The sequence below is a fragment of the Microbulbifer maximicatervae (SeqCode) genome, assembly GCF_052467615.1.
Window position 1 is genome coordinate 3,061,043 of record NZ_CP174319.1, and the last position, 11,482, is coordinate 3,072,524.

The 11,482-nt window shown below is 54.0% G+C and carries 12 protein-coding genes; 1 reads left to right on the top strand and 11 read right to left on the bottom strand.

All coding sequences use genetic code 11. The annotated features are described in order from the left end of the window. Positions 1 to 6: 6 nt before the first annotated feature. The 6 genes from era to ACJJIM_RS13505 all read right to left on the bottom strand — a co-directional run bounded on the left by era (position 7) and on the right by ACJJIM_RS13505 (position 6,349). Positions 7 to 906, bottom strand: a complete 900-nt coding sequence (era, locus tag ACJJIM_RS13480; RefSeq protein ID WP_282931965.1) for a GTPase Era — start codon at positions 904 to 906, stop codon at positions 7 to 9. 123 nt (positions 907 to 1,029) lie between these two features. Next, positions 1,030 to 1,710 carry a ribonuclease III gene (gene rnc, locus ACJJIM_RS13485; RefSeq protein ID WP_444911206.1) on the bottom strand — a complete coding sequence of 227 codons (681 nt, stop codon included), beginning with the start codon at positions 1,708 to 1,710 and terminating at the stop codon, positions 1,030 to 1,032. Beyond that, positions 1,703 to 2,143: a DUF4845 domain-containing protein gene (locus tag ACJJIM_RS13490; RefSeq protein ID WP_413662744.1), complete on the bottom strand. Its 441-nt coding sequence runs from the start codon at positions 2,141 to 2,143 to the stop codon at positions 1,703 to 1,705. Before ACJJIM_RS13490 ends, rnc begins: the two co-directional genes overlap by 8 nt. A gap of 53 nt (positions 2,144 to 2,196) precedes the next feature. After that, positions 2,197 to 2,964, bottom strand: coding sequence for a signal peptidase I (gene lepB / locus ACJJIM_RS13495; RefSeq protein ID WP_413662745.1), 768 nt, complete (start codon positions 2,962 to 2,964; stop codon positions 2,197 to 2,199). A 50-nt stretch (positions 2,965 to 3,014) separates the two neighbouring features. Then, on the bottom strand, positions 3,015 to 4,820 hold the full coding sequence (lepA, locus tag ACJJIM_RS13500; RefSeq protein WP_413662746.1) for a translation elongation factor 4: 1,806 nt from the start codon (positions 4,818 to 4,820) through the stop codon (positions 3,015 to 3,017). 134 nt (positions 4,821 to 4,954) lie between these two features. Further along, positions 4,955 to 6,349, bottom strand: a complete 1,395-nt coding sequence (locus ACJJIM_RS13505; protein ID WP_444911207.1) for a Do family serine endopeptidase — start codon at positions 6,347 to 6,349, stop codon at positions 4,955 to 4,957. Between the two features lie 171 nt (positions 6,350 to 6,520). Between ACJJIM_RS13505 and mpaA the strand changes: the two genes are divergently transcribed. Further along, positions 6,521 to 7,225, top strand: a complete 705-nt coding sequence (gene mpaA / locus ACJJIM_RS13510; protein ID WP_444911208.1) for a murein tripeptide amidase MpaA — start codon at positions 6,521 to 6,523, stop codon at positions 7,223 to 7,225. Here the strand turns inward: mpaA and ycjG are convergent. From ycjG to rpoE, 5 genes are all read right to left on the bottom strand, one after another. Further along, positions 7,213 to 8,160: an L-Ala-D/L-Glu epimerase gene (gene ycjG / locus ACJJIM_RS13515; protein WP_444911209.1), complete on the bottom strand. Its 948-nt coding sequence runs from the start codon at positions 8,158 to 8,160 to the stop codon at positions 7,213 to 7,215. The two genes, mpaA and ycjG, sit on opposite strands and share 13 nt — an antisense overlap. Positions 8,161 to 8,243: 83 nt before the next feature. Continuing rightward, positions 8,244 to 8,693 carry a SoxR reducing system RseC family protein gene (locus ACJJIM_RS13520; RefSeq protein ID WP_444911210.1) on the bottom strand — a complete coding sequence of 150 codons (450 nt, stop codon included), beginning with the start codon at positions 8,691 to 8,693 and terminating at the stop codon, positions 8,244 to 8,246. Positions 8,694 to 8,705: 12 nt separating this feature from the next. Beyond that, on the bottom strand, positions 8,706 to 9,929 hold the full coding sequence (locus ACJJIM_RS13525; protein ID WP_444911211.1) for a MucB/RseB C-terminal domain-containing protein: 1,224 nt from the start codon (positions 9,927 to 9,929) through the stop codon (positions 8,706 to 8,708). Between the two features lies 1 nt (position 9,930). Continuing rightward, positions 9,931 to 10,635, bottom strand: coding sequence for a sigma-E factor negative regulatory protein (locus tag ACJJIM_RS13530; RefSeq protein WP_413662752.1), 705 nt, complete (start codon positions 10,633 to 10,635; stop codon positions 9,931 to 9,933). Positions 10,636 to 10,753: 118 nt separating this feature from the next. Continuing rightward, a complete protein-coding gene (gene rpoE, locus ACJJIM_RS13535) occupies positions 10,754 to 11,368 on the bottom strand; it encodes an RNA polymerase sigma factor RpoE (RefSeq protein WP_282931954.1) in 615 nt (204 codons plus the stop codon). Positions 11,369 to 11,482 lie beyond the last annotated feature (114 nt).

Sequence of the window (11,482 nt, forward strand, 5' to 3'; positions counted from 1 at the left end):
TGATGATTACTCGTCTCTATAACCGAGACTGCGCAGAGCCCGCTCATCATCAGACCAGCCAGATTTCACCTTCACCCACAAATTGAGCATTATCTTGCTATCAAACAAGCGCTCCATATCTTCTCTAGCCTGGCTGCCAATCTGTTTGATTCGCTCGCCCTTATTTCCAATGATGATACGTTTTTGGCCTGCCCGCTCAACCAAAATAGCAGCGCTGATATGCAAGACCTTACCCTCTTGGGCAAACTCCTCTACCTCCACAGTAACTTGGTAGGGAACCTCGGCACCCAATTGACGCATAATCTTTTCGCGAACAATTTCTGCTGCGAGAAAGCGCGAGCTGCGGTCAGTCACTTGATCTTCGGGGAAGAAATGCTGCCCCTCAGGCAAGTGCTTCAGAATAACCTCTTCCAGAGTATCCAGATTTACGTTGCGCAAGGCTGATATGGGAACAATTTCAGCTTTTGGATGCTCCTCAGCCAGAGCTTGTAGCTGGGGCAGTAGATCAGCTTTATCCTCGAGCTGATCCACCTTGTTCACGGCGATAATTAATGGGCATTTAATACCGCGCAGCTTGTCTGCCACCAACTGGTCTGCCTCACTCCAACGAGTGCGCTCTACAACAAACACCACTACATCCACGTCCCGCGCAGCGCTGGCAGCCGCTCGATTCATATAGCGGTTAATCGCTTTTTCTTGATCGGAGTGCAGACCCGGAGTATCGACAAAAATAATCTGGTTTGGACCTTCGGTTTTAATACCGAGCATATTGTGGCGGGTGGTCTGCGGCTTGCGCGAAGTAATCGCGAGTTTCTGCCCTAGCAGGTGGTTCAACAGTGTGGATTTTCCCACATTGGGGCGGCCGACAATCGCGACATAGCCACAGCGAGAAGGTTGTTCGCTCAAGAAATTTCTCCGAAAGAGTTGGAGGTCTCCGGGAAGCCCCGGAGCCAAAAGCACCCCCAGTGATACAAGGGGCTGTCATTACGATGCGGGAAATGGATCCGGCGCGTCGTTTCTATTGTAAGGTTAGCCCTGCCCGGTGAGGAGCTTATAAGCTTCCACCGCCGCAGTCTTTTCAGCATTACGGCGACTGCTGGCTTCGCCTTTTACGGGCTGCGTAAGGCCACTGACACGGCACTCCACTACAAAATGCTGTGCGTGTTCAGCGCCAGAAACATCTACGACTTTATATTCCGGCAGAGGTTTTTTTCGAGCCTGCAGCCACTCCTGCAAGCGAGTTTTGGGATCCTTCACGGTCTCTAATGATAGGCCCTGCAAGCGCAATGCAAACCACTCAAGTACCCGGGCGCGCGCAGCCTCCAAACCGGCGTCCAAATAGATGGCCCCAATAAGAGCCTCTACGGCATCGGCCAGAATCGATGCCCGACGAAAGCCGCCACTTTTCATTTCACCTTCACCGAGGCGCAGGCAATCGCCAATTTCCAGCTCCCGCGCAAGTTTTGCCAGGGTTTCACCGCTAACCAATTGTGCCCTCAAGCGGCTCAACTGCCCCTCGCGCCCGTTGGGGAACTGCTCGTAAAGTGCCGCGCCGATAGTGAACCCGAGTATCGAGTCGCCGAGAAACTCCAGGCGCTCATTATTACGACTCCCATGGGATCGGTGAGTAAGAGCCAACTCAAGCAGCTCGGCCTGATCAAAATCATGGCCGAGGCGCTTGCAAAGGCGTTCCAATAAAAGATCAGTCACGTTTGCGGAATTGCTCCAGATCGATCAGCGCATCACAGCAAAGCTCCGGCTTCGCAGTGTCGAGCTGTTTATTAAACTTCATCACAACATCTACGTTGTATATCAGCGGCTGGCGCAGTTCGTAATTGATGCTCACAACAGAACCCTTTGCACCACGAACTACCTGCACAGATTTAGTAGGCTCTCCGCGCACATTGTTTACCAGGAAAAAACGGTTCAGCTCTTTTTTAATCTGACCCGTGGTCATATCTTCCAGGTTTGGGTTTTGACCGAGAGTTTTTAGCCCTTCGTTAACGTAACGAGCATCTACGTAGGCCGGTGCCATCTTGGACACACAGGTCAAAGCAAATCCCAACATCGCGATAATCAGCAGCCAACCCCAGTAGCTCATACCGCGCTGCTGCTGCAGTGAAAGGTTGAGTTTACTACCCATAACTATGCCCTCTATCCTTTATAAATAACCGGGCTAACGCCCGGCTGGTTTCTTTATTGGATTGAGCCTACACGCTTAAAGCTGGGCAAACTGAGCAACTTGTCCCAGTGCATCCAAATGGCGAAAGCTTTGCCGACGATATCCTTCTCTGGGACAAAGCCCCACTCCCGGCTATCGAGGCTGTTATCGCGGTTATCGCCCATCATAAAATAATGCCCTTCCGGCACTACCCCACTAAAGTTACTGTACTGCCGGGGGCGGACACTTTTCTGCATCTCGTGGCGATAGCCATCGAGATCTTCCCACATGACTTCTGTTTGCGGGTTACTTGGCGGGATAGCCCGGATCAATTCTTGGCGAGCCATCTCACCGTTGACATAGAGCACATTGTTCTTCAGCTCTATCTTGTCACCGGGTAACCCAATCACCCGCTTGATGTAGTAAGTATCGTTATTGTGGGGTGGAAAGAACACCATGACATCGCCGCGCTTGGGCTCACCCACATCCATTACCTTGGTTCGGGACACTGGCAAGCGCACACCGTAGGCATACTTGTTTACCAGAATAAAATCCCCGACTTCCAATGTTGGAATCATTGAACCTGAAGGAATCTGGAAGGGCTCGACAATAAAAGAGCGCAGAACAAATACGATCGCCAGAATCGGGAAGAAAGACTTCGCGTACTCGACAACGATCGGATCTTCTTGCTGGTCCCCGACATTCTTCTTGCGTTGACGGGCGAAAAACAGACTGTCAACTAACCAGATTCCGCCACTAATCACAACCAACCACAGCAGAATCAGAGGTAAATTTATATCCATTACTTTTCTCTACTATCCCTTATTTTTCGTCGTGGCGTAGGGCCGAAACCCTACTGATCCACCTTCAGTACCGCCAGGAATGCCTCCTGCGGCACTTCAACACGGCCCAACTGCTTCATTCTGCGCTTACCCGCTTTCTGCTTCTCCAGCAGCTTCTTCTTACGAGTAACATCACCACCGTAACATTTGGCCGTCACGTTTTTGCGCAGCGCCTTCACCGTGGTTCTCGAAACTACCTGACCACCAATAGCCGCCTGGATCGCCACATCAAACATCTGACGGGGAATCAGCTCTTTCATCTTTTCCGCCATTGCGCGGCCTTTCTGCTGCGCATTATCGCGGTGGACAATCAGCGCCAGAGCATCCACCCGGTCACCATTAATCAGGATATCCAGTCGCACCAACTTGGCCGCTTCAAAGCGGACAAAGCTGTAATCCAAAGAAGCAAAGCCGCGGCTTACGGATTTGAGACGGTCGAAGAAGTCCATAACCACTTCGCTCATCGGCAGTTCATAGCGCAGGGACACTTGTGAACCTACGTACTGCATGTCCTTTTGAATACCGCGTTTTTCCACACACAAAGTGATGACGTTGCCCAAATACTCCTGAGGTACAAGAATATTCACCTCGGCAATCGGCTCCCTCATCTCTTCGATGGAGCCTACATCGGGTAAGCGCGATGGATTATCTACCATCACTATCTCACCGTCTGACTGCTCAACTTCATAAACCACGGTCGGCGCTGTGGTAATCAGATCCAGGTCGTATTCCCGCTCCAGACGCTCCTGGATAATTTCCATATGCAGCATGCCGAGGAAGCCACAACGGAAACCAAAGCCCAGGGCATCGGATGTTTCTGGTTCGTAGAACAGGGAGGCATCGTTCAGCGACAGCTTCTCCAGCGCATCCCGGAAAGCCTCATAATCGTCTGAACTAACCGGGAACAAGCCTGCATAAACCTGGGGCTTAACCTTCTGGAAGCCCGGCAGCATATCAATGTCATCGGCGCCCTTAGCATGGGTCAGCGTATCGCCCACAGGAGCGCCATGAATATCCTTGATCCCTGCCACCACAAAGCCCACTTCACCTGCGCGAAGTACACCGGTTTCGTGGCGCTTGGGTGTAAAGATTCCCACGCTGTCCACAACATGGGCACGACCGATAGATTTGGTGACAATCTTTTCTTTGGTTTTCAGGGTGCCCTGTACAACGCGCACCAAGGAAACAACGCCCAGGTAGCTGTCAAACCATGAGTCGATAATCAGCGCCTGTAGAGGAGCATCAACATCGCCTTCCGGCGGTGGTACCAAGCGCACCAGATCTTCCAGTACATCCTCAACACCGAGGCCAGACTTAGCACTGCAACGAGTCGCTTCGGCGGCATCGATACCGATAATATCTTCAATTTCTTCGGCAACCTTTTCAGGGTCTGCCTGGGGCAAGTCCATCTTGTTCAAGACAGGGATAACTTCCAACCCCTGTTCAATGGCTGTATAGCAGTTGGCAACCGACTGGGCCTCAACGCCCTGGGCGGCATCTACCACCAGTAGCGCGCCTTCACAAGCTGCCAGAGAACGGGACACCTCATAGGAGAAATCCACGTGTCCGGGGGTATCAATAAAGTTCAGCTGATAGGTCTTACCATCGCGCGCTTCATAGTCGAGCGTCACACTCTGCGCCTTGATAGTAATCCCACGCTCGCGCTCGAGCTCCATGCTGTCCAGCACCTGTTCAGCCATCTCTCGATCGGAGAGGCCACCACAGTCCTGGATAAAGCGGTCAGCCAGGGTAGATTTCCCGTGGTCGATATGGGCAATAATGGAGAAATTGCGGATATGAGAGAGATCTGTGGCCACTGCGGAATAAAAACCCTTGCAAAATCAAATGATTAGCTGGCTATAGTGCCAACTGTGTGGCGCAAGTCTAACAGAACTCATGGACAGAGGTGAGAGCTAGGTGGCCCAATGGGCCACCAATCGCTGGAAAGCGGCTAGCTTTCGATCTTAATTGTACGGAAAGTGGACTGCCCGGCCCGGAAGAAGCGAATCGGCAATAGCTCATCCTCCGGCAGATCCTTGACGACAGTTTTGTAGTCACTAATGTCGCCAACTTCTTCAAAACCAAGTTGCGCGATGATATCGCCACTGCGCAAACCTGCTTTGGCACCGGGCTTGCCTGGAATCACTTGCTTAACCAGCACCCCAGTTTCCACATTCCAGCGTTGCTTCAGGATATCGGGAATTTCCTCAACCACGACACCCAGGCGCCCACCCACTCCAGAGCTGGGATTGGCTGCCACTTGCCTCGCTTCATCTTCAGAACCCGGCAGGGTGCCGACAGTGACACTCAGGCGCTCGGGTTTACGATTGCGGATCAACTCCACCTGGGCCTGTGTACCCGGTCGAATCTGGCCTACAACGTGCGGCAGGTCGCCACGCACACCAATTTCCTGACCATGGAAGCGCAAAATGATATCACCGGGCAAAATTCCCGCTTGAGCTGCGGGCGACCCAGGGCTCACCTGATCGATCAGGGCGCCGGCGGGCTTACCAAGGCCCATGGCTTCCGCCATATTGCGGTCGACATTACTGATTCCCACCCCGAGCCACCCGCGATCCACCCGTCCTTTTTCTTTTAACTGGGCAACCACATCCTGGGCAAGGCTTGCGGGAATAGCGAAGGAGAGCCCGATAGAACCGCCACTGCGGGTATAGATCTGAGAGTTGATACCCACCACTTCGCCATCCAGGTTAAACAGCGGGCCTCCGGAATTTCCGGGGTTAATTGCAACATCTGTCTGGATAAAAGGAACGTAATTCTCGCGGCTCTCATTGGGGATACTGCGCCCCATCGCACTGACGATCCCGGCGCTTGCGGAGTAGTCCAAGCCGAAGGGAGAGCCAATAGCGACAACCCATTCTCCCACCTGCAGTTCTTCGGAATCCCCCCAGCGTACTGACGACAGGTCTTCCGCGTCGATCTTTAACAGGGCCAGGTCGGAGCGCACATCCTTGCCGATAACCTGCGCCTCGTATTCGCGACGATCAGTCAATGTAACGGTTACCTGGTCCGCACCATCGACCACGTGATTATTGGTTACGATATAACCGTCTTCAGAGATGATAAAGCCGGACCCCATACTCGCTACCGGGCGCTGCTGGCGCTGGCGCGGCTCGAAAAGGTGGCGGAAGATATCGGGAATTTCCTGTTGAAGCTGCGGCTGGCTACTGCGACTAGTGCGGTTGCGATCAACCGTGTTGATTTTGACGACTGCCGGAGAGTTATCTTCGATTAACTCCGTAAGTTCAGGCAGTCCGCGGGCACTGGCAGCCCCGGAAACCAGCAGACAAAGAACCAGTAGATATTGTGTACAACGTTTAACCATAGGTTTGTTACCCCTAGTGATCCCTTCTAATATGAAACCATTGGATTTTCGAGTCCTTTCAAGGGCGAGCCTTGGCTTGTCCAGCCCCTTAGGGACTCTCAGTAACGACTTAGTGGCGATCTAGTCACCAAAGTTCTACAACAGACTGTAAAACTGTGTAAAGAGTTAACGATGTCCGAAATGCGCCCGCGCCCAGAACGCGGTCAGTTTCACCTGCCCACTGAGCTCTACGGCCAAAGTGTTTTGGGCGCCCCCCTACTCTATTTTCCCGCGCAAACCGGTACCCACCACGGCCTCATAATGGCCGGTACCCACGGAGATGAAGTCGCCGCAGTCGTCGCTCTATCCTGCGCGTTGCGGGCCCTCGCCACCAATTCATTGAGGCATCACGTAATCCTCGCTGTCAATCCGGATGGCTGCCAGCTGGGCACCAGGGCCAACGCACGCGGCGTAGATCTCAACCGCAACTTTGCCACTGCAAATTGGGATGGCAGTGGCAATGTCTACCGGTGGAACAGTGCTGCGGAAAAACGCGATGTTCGGTTAAGTACAGGTGATAGCGCCGCCTCTGAACCCGAGACCTCTGCACTTTGCCAGCTGCTTGCAAAGCTGGGACCGACCTGGACCGTTTCCATTCACGAGCCCCTTGCCTGTGTCGAGGACCCCAGCAACAGCCCTCTGGGAATGCAGCTTGCCAGCGATTTTAAGCTCCCTCTGGTTGGGGATGTGGGTTACCAGACCCCAGGATCATTCGGCACTTGGTGCGCAGAACAAACACTGCCTTGTATTACCCTTGAATTCCCTCCAATATCAGCAGATGCGGCAAGTGAAGACTATCTGCAAGCGCTAATCGATCTGCTGACTTACGACCAATAAACTCTACCCGCCTTGAAAAGCAGAGGGGGCTCCACATCGCTGGCCAGCCAGGTGGGCCCATCCAGGTCCAGAAAGCTCGCTCGACTTCCCAAGGGCCAGGCTGCTCGGATAGCCCGAGAGGTACACAGCATACATCCCAGCATAATTTCCAGGCCGAGATCAGTCGCTTCATCTGCCAGTGCCAAGGCCTCGGTAATCCCGCCAGTTTTGTCCAACTTGATATTGACCATCTCATAGCGTTTAAGCAACTTCGGCAGATCCTCCCGAGTATGGCAACTCTCGTCCGCACAAATCGTCAGCGGGTGTTCAAAGCTCTCCAAAAATTCATCTTCACTTGCTGGAAGTGGCTGCTCAAGCATCGCCACCCCCAGCTTGCTTAAATCATGACATCTCTGCAACAAGGTCTCTTTTCGCCATGCCTCATTGGCATCAATCACCAACCTGGCATCCGGTGCTGCTGAGCGTACTGCCGACACCCTTTCTTGCACATGTTGGTCATCAAGTTTCAACTTGAGAACATCAGCTCCCGCAGTCACAGCAATTTTCGCAGCACTTGCCATTGCCTCGGGACTATCAACAACTAATGTCTGTACGGTAGGGAGAAAATCCGGAGCCGGATGTAGACGCCCCGCTTTTCTAGCCTCCCAATCTGCCAGCGCACAATCCAATGCATTTCGCGCCGCTCCGGCAGGCATACGCAGCTGTAATTGCTCTCGGGTCAACCCATCGCTCACCTCTTTGAGCATTGGCTGCAGCTGGTGCAAAACAGAGGCAGCACTTTCTCCATAGCGAGCATAAGGCGTGCACTCACCGACGCCAGAGACTTCACCATCACTAAGCTCCACCACCACAACCTGAGCCTCGGTGCGCGCACCACGAGAGATGACAAATGCAGTACGTAGAGGCCAGCGCTCATCAAAACAGCGAGCCCTCATTGGCAGAGCCTCCAGGCAATAAAAGGAACTCTCAGTTTAGGTCAGGGAGACGAGGGCTAGCTGGCGAAGGCGGAGGCGACGGACTATTTCTTTTGGGAGGGCTCAATCTGCAGAAGTACAGGGGTGTAGGTGGGGTTTTGCGACTGGGACCTACTGTACCAGCGAACGCCCAAAGCACCGAAGACCAGGCCGATCAAGGCCCCGATTACAGCACCGGGCTCAGCGAAGAGCGAATCCCCAATCAGTGCAACTAGCACCAGGGACATCAAGGGGACGAGGTAAACCAGCAAGGCACTACTGGTCAGGGCATTCTCGGTAATACCAATTACTGCCACATCATCGAGGTGGATTTTATCTGCGGAAAAACCGTTGAGAGCTACTTTAACGCGGGTCGAAGAAGAAAACAGCTCGCCCAGCAATCCAGTCCCACAGCTGGACTTGGTAGAACAGCCATTACAGGCGCTACTCTGGGTGGTCTCCACCCAGATAGCATCGGACTCTATGGCCACCACCCGACCACGCTCTTGAAGCACCTATATGCTCACTTAGCTCTTTGCGGTAATTGAGCTGGCAACACGGCGCGCTGTAGTTTCGGGGATTTCACCCACCACTGTTACAGTGTAAGCAACACCTTCAATTTCCAACCGGTCCATATAGGCTGTTGTGGCTCCGCGGATTGCGCGGCCTTTAAAACCCTCAAGTTCTGGACCGAGGCGCTGGACAAATACAGAGAACACTCCCAGCCCGTCGCTAAACACCATCATATCGCCATCAGATAAGGGCTTGACGGACACTACCCGGAAACCATCGGGCAACCAGCCCACCTGCCAGCGGCTCTGTGAAGCCGTACACTCATTCCGATTGTCGATGCGCCGGGCATTATTCGAGACCGCCTGTAGTGCGGCATCCTCTACAGGGGAGAGATCCAGTTGTACAAACTGGTAACGCTCCAGTACGCGGCCCTGAGTGCTAACCAGCATGGTCTTCAACGGCAGCCCAGTCTGTTTATCGAGACTCACTACCAAGCCCAGGCGATAGCGATCCCTCGGTCGCGCCTCAATCACAACAGCATCGCGATCCGCGATTCGCTCCTCACCCCGCAAGATAAATTGGTAGGCGCGCTGAGCCTGTTGTTGGCCCGCCGAGCTCCATGCTGTAGCACGATTTCTTGGCGAAGCACTGACATCGCAATTTCCGGCACTGCCGTGGCTGATCAACTCTCTAGGCTCACCACTGAGGTAGCGCACGCGCTCTACCTGCTCACCTTCTCGAACCGCGTGAACAACCTGCAAAGTCTCCAGGAGGCCCGCATGCTCAAAGGTCACCAGACCACTGTATTCAAGCTCAGTTACTGCCTTTGCCAACTTGGCTAGCCAATGCTCAACCTCGTTATTACTCACCACACCCGGGCTTACCATGCCGCTCTGCGCTGCAGGGTTGAGGTTAACTACGCCAGATGTCACCGCCTCTTGCGCCGGCACGCCGCCAACAGCACTTTCTGGAGTTGCAGTTGCTGGAACGGCCGGTACCGCAGCGGGACTTTCCACCTCTCCCGAGCCCCCGTCCGTCATAGCAACTTCCACAACAGCCGGGGCTGCTGCGGGAGCAGTACTCATATCGAGATTGATAGTGGTGGGGGCACTGGGCTCTACGCCAGCGTCAACCTGGGCAAATGACATGGGTGCCAATAACGAGGAGGCCAACAGTAGACCGTTGGCCTTGAGAATCCCACTGAGGATTCGGCGCCCCCTGGTTTCGACTTTCGTCACACTACATTCCAACTTGTTCGCCGTAAGTGGCGCGAGCAAAAGGCACCATGCCCTGACTGCCCACATGAGCGGCTTGTTCTGAGTGCTGAATCATTACGCGATTCAGGTGGCGCATCAACTCGGGGGTTGGTGCCTGCTGTATTACAGCCTGCCCCACAACACCTGTGCGCTGCTCGGGTACAAAGCGGGGAGCCGCAGTGCTCACAGAGCGCGTAGAGGGAGCGGGCACATAAAAACCGGAAGGCTGCGGAGCAGACTGAACCACTGGTTGGGCTTCACGCTCAACCGATGCTACTGGCTGGCTCCCCCCCTGGATGGTGTTCTGCGGAGAATCTGTCATTTGCTGCACACCCAAAATGGCAGCAAAAGCCACCGTCGCAGCAACAGCACCACGGGAGAGCGGACGCCACCAGCGATTGTTGACCAAATTGCCAGTAACCGCAGATCCCCCATTGCCGTTTTGCGACAGAGGCTCTTCCTCATCGATGGCGGCAGAAATACTCGCTGCAAGGCCGATGTCGACCGGCGCGACCTGTTCGCGGCGCATAACACTCGCCGCAAGTTGGTAACGCGACCAGCGCTCACCGAACTCTTCAGAGGCCGCGCTGGCCTTCAGAAGCCGTTGCAGCTCCAGTTCGCTGACTTCGCCATCCATGAGCGCCGAGAGCGACTCGTTAAGACGTTCCTGATGATTCCCGTGGGACATAGGGGTTAACCCTCTTGTGCAATCATTTATTCGGTGCCCACAAGCACCATATTTGGTTACATGTTATGACCGGAGTCTGAGCGGTTGGTTTCCCCGACTGGGAAAATTTTCCGCAATTTTAACCCCTGTCACCCAGTGTTTCCGGCTCGCCGGCCATCACGGCCTGGACTGTCCGGTCTATCGCCTCCCGTGCGCGAAATATTCTAGAGCGCACAGTTCCCACCGGGCATCCCATAACCTCAGCGATTTCCTCGTAGCTCAGTCCCTCAAGCTCTCTCAGCGTTACCGCTGAGCGCAGATCCTCTGGCAGTGCGCGAATAGCGCGATGCACCGCCGCTTCCAGCTGGTCGCGAAACATCTGACTTTCAGGTGTCTCGTTGTCACGCAGCAGGTCAGCACCCGAGTAAAACTCAGCATCTTCCAGTTCAACATCGGAAGATGGCGGCCGACGACTGCGGGAAACCAGGTGATTCTTGGCGGTATTGATCGCAATCCGATACATCCAGGTGTAAAAAGCACTCTCGCCGCGAAAATTGGCAAGAGCACGATAAGCCTTAATAAAAGCTTCTTGGGTTACATCCTGTACTTCACTGTGGTCCTTAATGAACCGACTCACTACAGCAACAATTTTGTGCTGGTACTTAAGTACAAGAAGGTCAAAAGCGCGTTTGTCCCCTTTTTGTACCCGTTCTACCAGCTCACGGTCACTCGTTGACGCCTGATGCGCTGTCATCCCCAACTCCCATATCCAGCCACACTGCGGGCGCCACAAAATTTGACTGCGGGGCCACCGGCGCAGGCGTTTCTTTTACTGTGTTGATGACAATGACAATAGGACATAAGTTCC

What these genes read in the sequence shown, in the direction of transcription:
- rpoE (WP_282931954.1), bottom strand. Translation starts at nt 11,368, where the DNA reads ATGACAGCGCATCAGGCGTCAACGAGTGACCGTGAGCTGGTAGAACGG.
- ACJJIM_RS13490 (WP_413662744.1), bottom strand. Translation starts at nt 2,143, where the DNA reads ATGGGTAGTAAACTCAACCTTTCACTGCAGCAGCAGCGCGGTATGAGC.
- mpaA (WP_444911208.1), top strand. Translation starts at nt 6,521, where the DNA reads ATGTCCGAAATGCGCCCGCGCCCAGAACGCGGTCAGTTTCACCTGCCC.
- ACJJIM_RS13530 (WP_413662752.1), bottom strand. Translation starts at nt 10,635, where the DNA reads ATGTCCCACGGGAATCATCAGGAACGTCTTAACGAGTCGCTCTCGGCG.
- lepB (WP_413662745.1), bottom strand. Translation starts at nt 2,964, where the DNA reads ATGGATATAAATTTACCTCTGATTCTGCTGTGGTTGGTTGTGATTAGT.
- ycjG (WP_444911209.1), bottom strand. Translation starts at nt 8,160, where the DNA reads ATGAGGGCTCGCTGTTTTGATGAGCGCTGGCCTCTACGTACTGCATTT.
- ACJJIM_RS13505 (WP_444911207.1), bottom strand. Translation starts at nt 6,349, where the DNA reads ATGGTTAAACGTTGTACACAATATCTACTGGTTCTTTGTCTGCTGGTT.